The following is a 12,178-nucleotide window of genomic DNA, read 5'->3' on the forward strand; positions in this document are numbered from 1 at the left end:
TGAATACATGGCGCGCCGGCGCTTTGTGCGGCAGAAGGCGCTGGGATCGGCGGATGCGCTGCAGAAGGTCCTTTATTGCATGGCCTTGTCCATAGGAAGAGGCCAGATATTCACCTCTAGGGAGGTCGCAATTATTCAGCGCTCACTCGAAGGATTTGAGTGGTCTCTTAAGATTGATTTCAACGCTGACCGGCCCTCATATGTAAGCGTTCAACAGGTTGTCCATCCGAACTCTCCGTGATTCTCGGCGGCTTGGGTGTGCGGCAGGTGATCAGTCGACAGAGGCCGATGGCGGCGCGCAAGCCGCAGCCCCTATGCGCAAACGGTGCGCAAACGTGGCGCCGTATGCCACTTCTCTCAAAATCAGGCCGTCGTCCGATGGTTCGGCAAGGACGGCGGGCTCGCCCGCGGGTAGCGCGACAACTCCGTAAATGCGAGTGTAGGTTCTAATTGGCGAGTGGACGTGAGCTGTGCACTGTGCATTTCGCTAGTTTTGGCCCATGAATCCGGAGATGGTCAATCAATGAAACCGCTGATCCTGATCGTCTCTCAGGATCCGGAGTTTTTCCTGATCTTCAGCCACATACTGGATGCAGACGGTTTTTCATGCGAACTGGCTGCACGATCAGCTGCCGGTCGGCTGTGTGCTGACAAAAAGCCTGTTGCGGTCATTGTGGATTGCCAAGCGGATGACGAGTCCGCCCCTGCGCTTTGCAAGCAATTGAAGCATGGCGAAGCAACTCGACACATATCGATTGCCGCATTGGTTGCGCCAAAAGCAGACATCCAACACCTTGAACTCCTCAAGGCCGGGATCGACGAATGCTTCATCCGGCCGTTCGCGCCGGCAAATTTGCTTTCCTATCTGCGAACAGCGAGGGCAACGAGCCGCAGCCAGACCGATGGCCCGGAAAGTCTCAATCACGACGGGCTTCAACTCGATCTTGAAACCTATCGTGTCCGCTATGGCGATCGCGACATCCATCTGGCTCCAATCGAATTCAGGCTCTTGCGGCACTTGATGCGCTCACCGGGGAAAGTCTTCCACAGACAGGAACTGGTACAGGCTGCGTGGCCGGACAACCGGCAAGTGGACGCGCGCAGCGTCGATGTGCATGTCGCCAAACTGCGAAAGATGCTGAAGCAAGCCATGAATAAGGACCTGATCCGCACCGTGCGTTCAGCCGGATATGCTCTCGCCACAACTGACATGTGAAAAAGCGATCCCCGGTTATGGAGGCGCACCGTCCTGTGACAGTCCGGGCACTACCGAAATTGCGTGATTGCGATCGCTGCAAGCCGCGCAATCATGGCTGCCGATCAAAGAGGGGCTTGTGCCGCTTCAACTTAAATCGCTTACGATATGGGACAGCGCCGTCATAGCGGGGCTCATGTTGGACCATGTGCAAAGCCAGTTCGCTGGAGGGCCGCCAGCATCTGTTTTTCGGTCCCTTCAAAATGCCCGCTATCCTGACATGCAACATGCCTTTGCAATCGTGGAAGACGAGCAAGCTGTTGGCTTCTTCATTCTCAAGGAGCGCCTTGCCTTACCCGTTTGGGCAAGCGACGGTGCAATCACCATTCACAACTTCTCGATAGGCCAGCAATTCCAAGGCAACGGCTACGGTCGGCATGGATTGATCTTGGCAACACAATGGTGCGCAGAAAACCGGCCGCGAGCAAATTATATGGAACTCGCGGTCAACCTGCGAAACGCTGCAGCCATCCGGCTTTATATGAGCGTTGGGTACGTGGACAGTGGCAGGCGCATTGAAGGGCCTTTGGGCGAGCTGGAGGTGTTAACGTACCCCTTGTATCGTGTCCGGACACCACAATAGACGTGAATCCAAAATCCAGTGCGATCGTTGAATCAACCGGCGTCTGCCATCACCTTGAAAAGACAATCTCCTGGATTGGTAAGCGATGGTGCGCGCCGGCAGGCAACCACTCCCGACGCTTCGAAATGCAATGTTTCAGGCGGCCTCATTGGCCAATCGAAGTGATGTATTGAGCCGGCTACTTGCCCTGCCTGAACTTCCTCACCGAGTTTTGCTGCAGGCTCGAAGATCCCACGCGAGCGGGCGTAGACGAAAGCGCTTCGCCCGGCAACTTTCATCACGCGTGTCGCTCGCGCTTTTTCGATCACAATACGGGGCAGTATGCCGCAATGCTTGAGCACGCGTCTAATTCCCTGCTCGGCGAGCTCCAGGCCATTTCTGGACAGTGTGGAACCGCCGCCAAGTTCTGTGGTCAGGGCTGGAATGTTTTTATCTTGCGCCGCCGCTGCAAGCGTCGTCAGACCACCTCCACCAGCGCCATCGGTGACGAAGCTTATCGGTGCGCCGAAGACTTCCAGCAATTTGCGAAGCCGTGCGCTTTCTTCATCGGTCCGGCCGGGGCGCACAAGTGCACTGGGGACATACTGAAGCGAACGTCCGCCAGAATGCAGATCAATAACGACATCGGCCAGCGGAAACAGCACCTCGCTTACGTAGTGAGCGATCATCTGCGTTGGCGATCCGAACGCTCCTCCAGGGAACATCCGGTTGAGGTTACCTTCATCAATTGGCGAAACCCTGCGGCCCGCAACCACAGCTGGGTAGTTGAGGGCGGGCAGTATGATCAGTCGCCCGCGCAGGTCGCTTGGGCTGATCATCCTGGCCAGGTTGAGCAAAGCGACCTGGCCTTCGTATTCATCGCCGTGATTGCCTGAAACCAGCAGCGCCGTTGGGCCCTCACCATTGCGAATGCAAACCAGAGGGATGGGAATCCAACCGTAGGCCGAAACGTCGGTCGAATGGGGGAGCCTGAGGCAGTCGGTTTGCTTGCCCTCGGCGTTGAAGTCGACGGGCGTCCAGATCCTGGTTATGGCTTGCATGATGCTCGTTCCCAAGTAGATATCAGTGGAGAATTTTGTCGAGGAAATGTCTCGTCCGCTCGTTCTCAGGCGAAGAGAAAAACTTCTCAGGAGTCGCTTGCTCTACAATGCGACCCTGGTCCATGAAGATCACCTGATCGGCTACTTCGCGGGCGAAACCCATTTCATGAGTGACGCACAGCATTGTCATGCCGGTCTGAGCGAGATCGGCCATGACGTCCAGGACTTCCTTGATCATCTCAGGATCTAGCGACGACGTCGGTTCGTCAAACAGCATGAGCTGGGGGTTCATGCATAGCGCCCTCGCAATCGCGACTCGCTGTTGCTGACCACCGGACAGTTGGGCCGGATACTTCGAAGCCTGATCGGGAATTTTAACCCGTGTCAGATAATGTAGGGCAATTTCGTTTGCTTCACCTTTTGATTTTCCTCTGACCCGCCTCAACGCAAGTGTGCAGTTGGCGAGGACAGTAAGATGCGGGAAGAGATTAAAACTCTGGAACACCATGCCGGTCGTGCGTCGCAACTGTGCACTCTGTCCCGGATTCAAGCCCAGCTGACAGCCGTGCAGGGAAATGGAACCTTCCTGATAGGCTTCCAGCCCATTTATGCAGCGGATCAATGTCGATTTGCCGGATCCTGATGGGCCACAGATAATGACGCGGGATCCTGTGTTTATGCGAAGCTCTACGTCTTTCAACACGTGATAATTCCCATACCACTTGTTAAGCGCGGTGATCTCGACAGCATGAGGGGTGGAGTGCAATTTCGTGTGTCCTTGTAAAGTGGTCTAGCGGCGCGAGGACCGAAACATCCTGTCCTCAAGCCGTTTCACCGCGTGTGCGGCAACGAGAGCCAGGGCCAGGAACAGGAGACCGGCAACGGTCAGAGGTTCGGCGTAGCGATAGGTGTCCGAGGCGATGTCAAATGCGCGGCCCAGCATTTCAGGGACGGCAATGACGGCCAGGTAGGGCGTGGCTTTCAAGATGGAAACAAAATAGTTTCCAAGCGGCGCAGCTATGTTGCGCAGCATTTGCGGAGCCAGGACGAAAGCAACGGTGTCGAGGCGACTCAAGCCAAGGGCGACGGCTGCTTCCTGCTGTCCTTTCGGAATCGCATCGATGCCGGCCTTGAAGACCTCGGCCAGGTAACCACTGAAATAAACGCTGAGGCCAAGAACTCCCACCACAAGGGCAGGCAGCCGAATTCCATAGAATGGCAGGATAAAATAAAGCACATAGAGCCAGGCCAAGACCGGTGTCGAACGGATGAAGTCCACAATAAAGCGGCTTACCCAGCCGAGAGCGCGCCCGGTTCGGCGAGTGATTTCTAAGGTAAAGCCAAGCGCCACGGCGCCGACGCAACTTGCCAGAGCAACGCCCAAGGTTGTGCCGATCACACCCGTTATGATCGGAATGGTGGTCAGGGCAAATGCGAAATCATAGCTCACTTGGAAGCCTCCCGGCTATACCGATCCGCACCTCCACCCAGCGGCCAATCAAAGCTATCGGGTAACAAACCACGAAATAGGCGAGCAGTAGGGAGGTATAAATGCCTGCAGGATTGTACTCGAGTTGGGAAATTTCCTTGGCGCGGAAGGTCATATCGGTGAGTGTTACGAGCGATACCAGCGACGTTCCTTTCACCAGTTGGATGAGAAGGTTCATGAACGTGGGCGCCATCGCGACGAGGGCTTGGGGCAATTCCACCAGCATAAGTATCTTGCGTCGGGAAAGACCGAGCGCGCGGCCAGCTTCGACTTGACCGCGATCTATGGCCTGCAATCCCGCCCGCACCGCCTGGCTGGCATAGCCGCCAATGTTGAGCCCGAGTACCATGGCGCTTACCGTCATGGCAGATAGCTCGATGCCGAAAACGGGCAGAGCATAGAAGAATACAAACAACAGGATTATTACCGCGGAGCTGCGCCAGAACTCGATGATCGCAGTCACGAGCATGCGCAGCAGCCCGTTTGCAAGAAATTGCGCGATGCCGAAGACCAGTGCGAAGGGAATAGCGAAAACTAGGCCGTACAAGGTCACAAGTGCCGTGACACGAAACCCTTCGAAGATTCCGAGCCATATTTGAAAGACTGTCATCTGCGGGCCCAACTCAGTTGCTGTTGCCGCAGAGCTGGTCTGCGGTAAGGCCGGGTGGCACCGCTTCAGGATCGCCGAAACCATATTTGTTCATGAGCCCTCCCAGGGTTCCATCGGCTTTCAGCGTCTCCAGTCTCCTGTTGTAGATGTCGCGCAGCTCGCGATCTTCCAGACGGAAGGCAATGGCGGCGTAGTTCGCCGAACTCTCAGGCACGGTGAAAGGGCTTGCCCGCTCAAGGTCAGTGGCGCTGCCTTGCGAAAGAAGGCCGATAACCGTCGGCGAAGAGAACAATGTGACATCAATTCTGCCTGCTCGAAGCGCGGAAAGATTGGACTCCACATCCGGGAAAAGCAGCATGCGCTCTTCAGGGACACCGGCGGCGGCCGCGTGCTTGGCGGTGGTGCTGCCTCTTCCTGCCCCCATCACAATGTCTTGTCGGGACGCGATATCGCTGTAGCTGTGGATCGCTTTCGGATTCCCCGTCAAAACGATCGCGGCGTCCGGCACCTTGAGGTCAGGCGTGCCGAAGGCGACTTGTTTGCATCTTTCGGGCGTGATGGCGAGACCCGAGGCAATAGCATCGAACCTTCCCGCAAGCAGCCCGGGAATGAGGGCACCGAATTCCGTAACGCGCAATTCGATTTCCTTGACGCCTAGATCGGCGAATGCCGCCTTCATGAGGTCAGGGTGCCATCCGGAGAGCTCGTTAGTCTTTTCATCCCGATAACCCCACGGTGCGCGGTTGTGGATGCCGATGATCAACGTACCGTTTTGAAGAACGCGCTCCTTCGTACTCTGCGTCGCAGATGCCGGCGTGGGGTGTGCGCCCAGAACCAGCAGCAACGCAAACAGAAAGCCTGTTAGATTTGATAGGTGCGGGATGCTGTTTCTCATCATTTCTTCCTCCCGTTCAATGAGCCGGTATTGCGAATGTCGCCGGCTTAATGGGTGTCGCCGGGTCCGAAGCGATAATCAGCTCTGCTCCATTGTGGCGACGATGCGATTAAAGGTAGACTAGGTATACCAAGTGTGTCAATGTTTATGAACTCTAGATGAACTTTTTATGTCCTGCCGCAGATAGAGCGCTACGCGCGGTCGTCTGCAAAAGGGATCGCGAACAAAGGAAAAACGATGAGTGGCGTGCTACATGAAAAGATCCGCCGAGAGATTCTGCGGCGCGTCGATGACGGCACTTACCCTGCAGGAAAGCCGCTGCCGTCAACTGCGCAACTCGCCGAAGCCTTCGGGGTGAGCGCGATCACGGTCAAGCGAGCCTTGCGAGACCTCCAAACAACTGGCGTCTTGCGTGCAGTTGCGGGGCTTGGGACTTTTGTGCGCGAACGCAGCCGGTTCATCCGCGACCTCGGCTTCTCCTTCAACTCGCTTGAAGACGCCAGACGCCTCGGGCTCGATGTGACGATACAATTGCTCTCGATATCGAATGAAAAGGCCAAAGATCCCGCCTTTGCTATTTTCGACCCGCCGGATCGGCCCATGCTCTGCATTCGCAGAGTCATCAGCATCGGCGAAACGGCGGTGATGCACGATACGTCGTATTTGCCCGTTCAGTTCGACGAGGCTGTCATGGCCGTATTCGCCTCCAAACTCATCATGGAGGCGCTGGAGGAGCGTGACGTCCACTTTACCACGAGCAAGCTCCTGATAGACGCGGCGCCGGCGTCGCGAGATGCCCAGGAAGTCTTTGAGATCCCCAACGGCTATCCCATGCTGCGCAGGCTTTATAGGCTGGCGACAGAAGATCCGGCCCTTTTCGTGCTCGGCATCGCAGCCTCACCATTCGACCGATTGGCCTGCACTGTGGACCTGGACCTTAGCAAACGAGGACGGACTGGCCCCTCTCGCGCCGAGCGCAAGCGCAACAAACCAGATCGCTCACCCTCATAACGAAAGGAAACATAATGGAAAACCCAGTTGTGCCGGCGTCGCCGGTACCGGCGACGGATCCTGCTGAGCTGGACAACAGGCTGAACACCATCCGGCGAGAAATGGTTGTGGAAGGAATTGATGTTCTTCTTCTTACCGGGCAGAAGAACATTGAATATTTCACGGACTACAGGACGTTGTCCTGGGCATACAATGCCCGACCGCTGTTTGGTTTGATTGATGAACAAAGGTTTATAATCTGCGCCAATCGGATCGAGGCGAGGAATCTCGAATCGCAGGTGCGCCGTTTTTCAACGGTCTACTATCAGGGCTATCTCGCCGAAGGCGCGCAGACGTTGCTGGCCACACTCCCGGCCTACCGAGGCCCGGGGAAGCTGGGAATTGCCATTGATTGGGGCCAAGACATGTTCGGACGCGGATGTGTCGAGATCGTCGCAGACATGGCAGCACGCAGCGACGTGACCTTGAAAAGCGGCGCCACTGCATTGTGGCGCACACGTATGCAGAAGACACCGTTCGAGGCCGCGCTGAAAAGACAATCCTTTGCGATCGTAAACGAAGCATTCGACCGTGTTATCGCAGGGGCCCGCCTCGGTGTCTCGGAAGCAGATTTGTGCCGGACCCTCCAGGCACATATCATGGACAACGGAGCAGATCGTGCAGATCAGATTGCCATGATTTTCGGGCGAGGGGACTTCATCTACAGCAGGCTGCCGTCGCAGCGGCGCCTGGAAGTCGGGCATTATCTATGGACAGATTTTCGGGCTCCTTATGGCGGCTATCCAGCCGATCGCAACAGGATCGCCAGGGGTGGAGATCCAGAAAGTTGGGAGATGAAAGCCTATGAGACGACACGAAACCTGACGATTGCGCTTGCCCGAAGCGCCAAGTCAGGCATGACGTGCGGCGATCTTTTCGATGTCTTTGAAGATTTATGGCGATCTGCAGATTTGCCGCCGGCCTACGGCATGGTGTCGCGTATCGGGCACGGAGGTGGGCTGGAAGTGACAGAGCCGCCCTCAATCAGCAAAAATAATCCGCAAGTCATCAAGGAGGGAATGATTTTGCATTTGGAGCCTAAACTCGAACTCGATGGTGCGGTTTTTCAGTTCGAGGAGGTGATTTACGTTGGTGAGCAGGGAGTAGAATTTCTAAGCGAGATTTCTCCAGCAGAGCTTCCCGTCATTAGGTGAAGTGTGCCAATCGGCATCAATCTCGAGCACCCACGGTCAATCATGTCGGTTTGATTGTCCGGAGTATCCAGCAATCCAATAACCGCTTGCAACTGAGCAAATATCCACGGAACTCACCTACATTCAGCCGCGTCGGCTCCAGCCGCACGGCAAGCGCATCGACCGGCTGTTCGATGATTGGCGTGAAAGCGGAAAGCGCCGTAAAGGCAGGGCAAGAAAACCCCGCCGAAGAACTGCGTGGTTCGATTTCAACCCTGACAGCATTCTACGAAAGTTGAATACCTTCCATCTATTTCAAGGATACACCGTATAGCGCAGTCCGAACCGAAAGTCTGGAGATTGAGGTGAAGAAGAAGCATTTGTTCAGCAGCGGTGGTAAGCACATTGCGAGTTTGGTGGAAGGCTACCTGTATAGCCCAAGCGGAAGGAACATCGGTCGATACCTGGAGAAGGAACAAATATTCGTCGACAGAGGTGGAAAGTACCTTGGCGAGCTATTTGGTGAACATCGGCTGTTGAGAAGGTTAGCTTCGCCATATGAGGGTATCGTGTTTGACGGCTACGATGCACCCGGTGGGGTCGCAGACCCTGAGGCTCCTGGTTACTTTGGTAACATAGGTAAGATCACTGGATTTGATGACATTCCGCAGGAAGAGCTAGAGGCCTAGATGCCGTAATGGGACCGCGCTGCTCCAATAGCCAAGAAGGCGGCTGTCCCTCAGAGTGATGATGTTGAACGGGTCTGATTATGTCCGCCCCAAGCATCAAGCGAGGGACAACCATGGACTATCCTGCAAGAATTGATGTCTCGCTGGAACAGAGCAGCGTTTGCGTGGTGGATTTATCAGGCAAGATCGTGCGAGAGGCGACGCGGTCGCCGCCATGGTGGTAACAAGAAACCCGAGCGGCGACTATTGATGACCCCGCGCGGGAGCCTAAGGAACGGTTTAACGCTGTTTTCCGCATCGCGAGTGGCTTGAACGTCTCTAGAACAACGATACCCCTACGCCTGGTAGGCCTATCAAGGTTTGTGGTTTAAGAGGAAGCGCACTTTCCACTCGTTTCCACGGGCACTGGGAGGTCTAAACCATCCACCGAAATCAGGCAGTACGCGCTCGTAGACGCGCCATTCTGCCGATGCAGCTTAACAGTTCCGTAGCCCGGGTGCCCCATCAGGCTCGGCAACTTGGCTCAGGGCCGCAAATACTGCCGACCAGAATCTATAATCACCTAGTCGATCATCGCAGTGTGCCGTAAAAGCACCCCATGCAGCAGTCGTCAGGGCGGATGCCCCCAAAAGCCTGAGAGTCATTTCCGCCGCGGCTGCTGGATCGGCAAAATCCCACAACCCGGTCTCTTCAGATATTTTCCATGATTCCATGCCAGAACCTCCCGCGTCCGGCGCAGGAAGAGCTATGCATTACCGCCGGACGTTGTTGGGAACCCGCGTACGGGCCACGGTAAGAGGCTGGCGCCCAACTCCGTGCCGTCCCTGGCAGTGAAGCCATACATTGCAAAAACTGACACCTGATGCAATCTCGCTCTCATCGAACGAGTGGTCCGCTTCCCTCTAGAAGCTGAGATTGGCATGACATAAGGGCTGGGCTGCCAGTTTCCCTCCAACGGGCGGGCGCCAGCCTGCAACACATCTGATCACTTTGCGCTTCTACAATGGGGGTGAGAAGCCCCGAACAGCAGAACTGGCGCCGATTTAGCCGGTAAAGGAATGCCTTCTGCCCTCCGGCACCCAACGCACCCCATAACATTGCGCCCCCACGCTGTTGACTCGCGTCTAAATGCTCGCAGGTTTTTGAGGTGGAGCGTGAGCATCGCGACGGCCTAAATAAACCATGTCGCCACAAGCCCCAATGAGGCCGAAAAGATCGCGACCGTAGTAATCCATCCCAGAGCGTTGGTGGTGCGGCTGTTGACCTTGTCTCCCATGACCCTGGGATTGTTCGTCATAAGCATGATAAGAAGAAGTAGCGGCGGCGTGGAAAAGCCCTGCACGATGCCGGACCAGACGAGCGCTTTCATTGGATTAAAGCCCAGAAAGTTCAGCCCTACCGCGATTAATGTGAAAACGCCGATCGCGGCATAGAACTTTGGCGCCTCACGCGGCCTAGCATGGAGACTGTGCTCCCATCCAAGCGCCTGCGCCAAATCGTATGCGGCACCCGTCGTCATGACGGGAACTGCAAGGAAGCCGACCCCGATCACGCCTGCCGCGAACAGCACACCCGCGGCTGCACCTGCGAGTGGCTTCAGAGCTTCCGCTGCCTGAGCGGCGGTCTCGATGTCGTGCTCACCGGCCTCATAGAGTGTAGACCCGGTCGAAAGGATAATGAAGTACATGATCAGATTGGAAAAGGTCATGCCGATCAGAATGTCGCGCCGGGAGCGGCGCAGTTCACCTTCGGTGGCGCCCTTGCGCTCCTTCAATGCCGTTCTGCCTTCGGCAATCTCTTCCTCCACCTCCTCATTCGACTGCCAGGTGTAGAGATATGCTGAAAGGGTGGTGCCGATGATAGCGACCAAGATGGACAGGAACTCGCGGCTGAACTCGACCTTAGGAGCAATAGTGCCCCACAACACCGCTGCCATATCCGGTTTAGCCATGACGGCCGAGCCGACATAGGCAAGCAGGGCCAGTGCAAGCCAGCGGAAGATGTTGCGTATGAGTGTGTAAGAGCCCCAAAGCTGGAGAGCGAAAATCACGGCCGCAACGACGATTACGATGAGGTGAATTGGAACAGGAAGGAAGATGTTGATGGATGCAGCCATGCCGCCGAGATCGGCGGCTGCTTCAATCGTGTTGCCGATCAGCACGCCGAGGAGGACGGCCCAGAGCAGCCAGCGTGGGTAGAAGTCTTTGATGACATGAAAAAGGCCTCGGCCAGAAACCTGCCCGAGCTTCGACGAGAGATACACGACAGTGTACATCATCGGGAGCGTTACAGGAGCGGTCCAAAGCAGGTCCGGGCCGAAGCGCGCGCCGGCACTCGCATAGGTACCGATCGCCGAGCAATCGTCGTCAGCGGCACCCGTGATGAGGCCGAGCCCAAGTGCTCGCCCTATCCCGTCTTTCTTGTGTTCCTTTTTTGGACTGGCGTTACGATCGCGTTGCGTCATTGCGCCCACGCACTAAGAGCGTAATGCATAAGGACGACGAGAGGTCGAGAGCGATTATCCAATAGATGCACCGCAGAACGGGAGTGAAACCTGTTCGGAGAACGCCTGGCGGCACTTGAAACCTCGCAACGGGCCACTTTGTTCCAAGTTCCAGGCACGCGCACCAACCGCGCATTCGTCACGTCGCCAGATGAAGCTTGGCTTGAACGCTTGAGCTGTGTCTCGGTAAGCCGGAATCGATCAAACATCGACAAATCCGCCTGTCGCCACTTGAATCGCGACGAATGTCAGATGAAATCGGGTCCGCGAGGTCGCTACGCGCACCGCCGCGTGCCGCGAGAGCAACCGGCGAACGACCAGACCAAAAGCGCAAGATGTTCAAGCCCAAAGAAATCCTTATCCTGACAGGAACACCTGGTTCAGGCAAAACGACGGCCGCGAACAGCATCGCGCAACTGCCCGGCAGCCCGAAGGTCCACCTCCATTCGGATGACTTTTGGCATTTCATCAAAGCAGGTTCGATTCCGCCGTGGCAAACCGAAGTCCACAACCAGAATGCAACAGTAATCGACTTGGTGGCCGGGGCTGCGGCCCGCTATGCAAGGGCGGCTACTTCGTGCTGGTGGATGGCTTCATTGGAACTTGGTTTCTGGACGCGTTCCGAAACTTGGGATTGGCTCTGCACTGTGTCGTCCTTCGTCCAGATCTGGAAGAGGCAATCAGACGATGCCGCAAGCGAGGCGGCCATACCCTTTCCGATTCCATTCAATTTCTGCCCCGCACCAGCAATTGGGGGATCTGGCGCATAGGAAGGCCATGCGCTGTCGGTAGCGGGCCTGAGCGCTGACGAAACCTGCGACGCAATCGGCAAGGCGGTGGAAAGCGGGCGTTTGCGTCTGAGGTGCACCTGAGAGTGTTTGAAAGGGAATGTCCGTGCGGGCCAACAGCAGCTGGAACGCGGACTAAAAAT

The 12,178-nt window shown here is 56.3% G+C and carries 11 protein-coding genes and 1 pseudogene; 6 read left to right on the forward strand and 6 right to left on the reverse strand.

Going from position 1 to position 12,178, the window contains the following annotated elements:
* Positions 1-523 precede the first annotated feature (523 nt).
* Both ACLKMW_RS14125 and ACLKMW_RS14130 read left to right on the forward strand, forming a co-directional pair.
* Positions 524-1,216 carry a winged helix-turn-helix transcriptional regulator gene (locus ACLKMW_RS14125; protein ID WP_415725098.1) on the forward strand — a complete coding sequence of 231 codons (693 nt, stop codon included), beginning with the start codon at positions 524-526 and terminating at the stop codon, positions 1,214-1,216.
* A 67-nt stretch (positions 1,217-1,283) separates the two neighbouring features.
* Positions 1,284-1,838 (forward strand): GNAT family N-acetyltransferase, encoded by a 555-nt coding sequence (locus tag ACLKMW_RS14130; RefSeq protein ID WP_415725099.1) that lies wholly within the window; start codon positions 1,284-1,286, stop codon positions 1,836-1,838.
* Between the two features lie 32 nt (positions 1,839-1,870).
* Here ACLKMW_RS14130 and ACLKMW_RS14135 read toward each other — a convergent pair whose 3' ends face one another.
* From ACLKMW_RS14135 to ehuB, 5 genes are read right to left on the reverse strand one after another with little or no spacing between them, the layout of a single operon-like run.
* Positions 1,871-2,878, reverse strand: coding sequence for a succinylglutamate desuccinylase/aspartoacylase family protein (locus ACLKMW_RS14135; RefSeq protein ID WP_415725100.1), 1,008 nt, complete (start codon positions 2,876-2,878; stop codon positions 1,871-1,873).
* A 22-nt stretch (positions 2,879-2,900) separates the two neighbouring features.
* Positions 2,901-3,644, reverse strand: a complete 744-nt coding sequence (locus tag ACLKMW_RS14140; protein ID WP_415725101.1) for an amino acid ABC transporter ATP-binding protein — start codon at positions 3,642-3,644, stop codon at positions 2,901-2,903.
* A gap of 24 nt (positions 3,645-3,668) precedes the next feature.
* Entirely contained in the window at positions 3,669-4,328 is a 660-nt protein-coding gene (locus tag ACLKMW_RS14145) for an amino acid ABC transporter permease (RefSeq protein WP_415725102.1), read from the reverse strand.
* Positions 4,318-4,977: an amino acid ABC transporter permease gene (locus tag ACLKMW_RS14150; RefSeq protein ID WP_415725103.1), complete on the reverse strand. Its 660-nt coding sequence runs from the start codon at positions 4,975-4,977 to the stop codon at positions 4,318-4,320. The genes ACLKMW_RS14145 and ACLKMW_RS14150 overlap by 11 nt, the downstream gene beginning before the upstream one ends.
* Before the next feature lie 13 nt (positions 4,978-4,990).
* A complete protein-coding gene (gene ehuB, locus ACLKMW_RS14155) occupies positions 4,991-5,875 on the reverse strand; it encodes an ectoine/hydroxyectoine ABC transporter substrate-binding protein EhuB (protein WP_415725104.1) in 885 nt (294 codons plus the stop codon).
* Between the two features lie 234 nt (positions 5,876-6,109).
* On the opposite strand from ehuB, the gene ACLKMW_RS14160 reads away from it, so the two are divergent.
* The 3 genes from ACLKMW_RS14160 (at position 6,110) to ACLKMW_RS14170 (ending at position 8,744) form a co-directional block, all read left to right on the forward strand.
* Positions 6,110-6,883 (forward strand): GntR family transcriptional regulator, encoded by a 774-nt coding sequence (locus tag ACLKMW_RS14160; RefSeq protein WP_415725105.1) that lies wholly within the window; start codon positions 6,110-6,112, stop codon positions 6,881-6,883.
* A 14-nt stretch (positions 6,884-6,897) separates the two neighbouring features.
* Positions 6,898-8,076 carry a M24 family metallopeptidase gene (locus ACLKMW_RS14165; RefSeq protein WP_415725106.1) on the forward strand — a complete coding sequence of 393 codons (1,179 nt, stop codon included), beginning with the start codon at positions 6,898-6,900 and terminating at the stop codon, positions 8,074-8,076.
* 344 nt (positions 8,077-8,420) lie between these two features.
* Positions 8,421-8,744, forward strand: a complete 324-nt coding sequence (locus ACLKMW_RS14170; protein WP_415725107.1) for a hypothetical protein — start codon at positions 8,421-8,423, stop codon at positions 8,742-8,744.
* Positions 8,745-9,915: 1,171 nt separating this feature from the next.
* Here the strand turns inward: ACLKMW_RS14170 and ACLKMW_RS14175 are convergent.
* Positions 9,916-11,208 carry an Nramp family divalent metal transporter gene (locus ACLKMW_RS14175; protein ID WP_415725108.1) on the reverse strand — a complete coding sequence of 431 codons (1,293 nt, stop codon included), beginning with the start codon at positions 11,206-11,208 and terminating at the stop codon, positions 9,916-9,918.
* 374 nt (positions 11,209-11,582) lie between these two features.
* On the opposite strand from ACLKMW_RS14175, the pseudogene ACLKMW_RS14180 reads away from it, so the two are divergent.
* Positions 11,583-12,119, forward strand: a pseudogene (locus ACLKMW_RS14180) (AAA family ATPase).
* Positions 12,120-12,178: the final 59 nt, after the last annotated feature.

Origin of the sequence: Borborobacter xinjiangensis, assembly GCF_047739745.1 — a bacterium.
Taxonomy (GTDB): domain Bacteria; phylum Pseudomonadota; class Alphaproteobacteria; order Rhizobiales; family Rhizobiaceae; genus Pseudaminobacter.

What these genes read in the sequence shown, in the direction of transcription:
- ACLKMW_RS14160 (WP_415725105.1), top strand. Translation starts at nt 6,110, where the DNA reads ATGAGTGGCGTGCTACATGAAAAGATCCGCCGAGAGATTCTGCGGCGC.
- ACLKMW_RS14135 (WP_415725100.1), bottom strand. Translation starts at nt 2,878, where the DNA reads ATGCAAGCCATAACCAGGATCTGGACGCCCGTCGACTTCAACGCCGAG.
- ACLKMW_RS14125 (WP_415725098.1), top strand. Translation starts at nt 524, where the DNA reads ATGAAACCGCTGATCCTGATCGTCTCTCAGGATCCGGAGTTTTTCCTG.
- ACLKMW_RS14165 (WP_415725106.1), top strand. Translation starts at nt 6,898, where the DNA reads ATGGAAAACCCAGTTGTGCCGGCGTCGCCGGTACCGGCGACGGATCCT.
- ehuB (WP_415725104.1), bottom strand. Translation starts at nt 5,875, where the DNA reads ATGATGAGAAACAGCATCCCGCACCTATCAAATCTAACAGGCTTTCTG.
- ACLKMW_RS14175 (WP_415725108.1), bottom strand. Translation starts at nt 11,208, where the DNA reads ATGACGCAACGCGATCGTAACGCCAGTCCAAAAAAGGAACACAAGAAA.
- ACLKMW_RS14150 (WP_415725103.1), bottom strand. Translation starts at nt 4,977, where the DNA reads ATGACAGTCTTTCAAATATGGCTCGGAATCTTCGAAGGGTTTCGTGTC.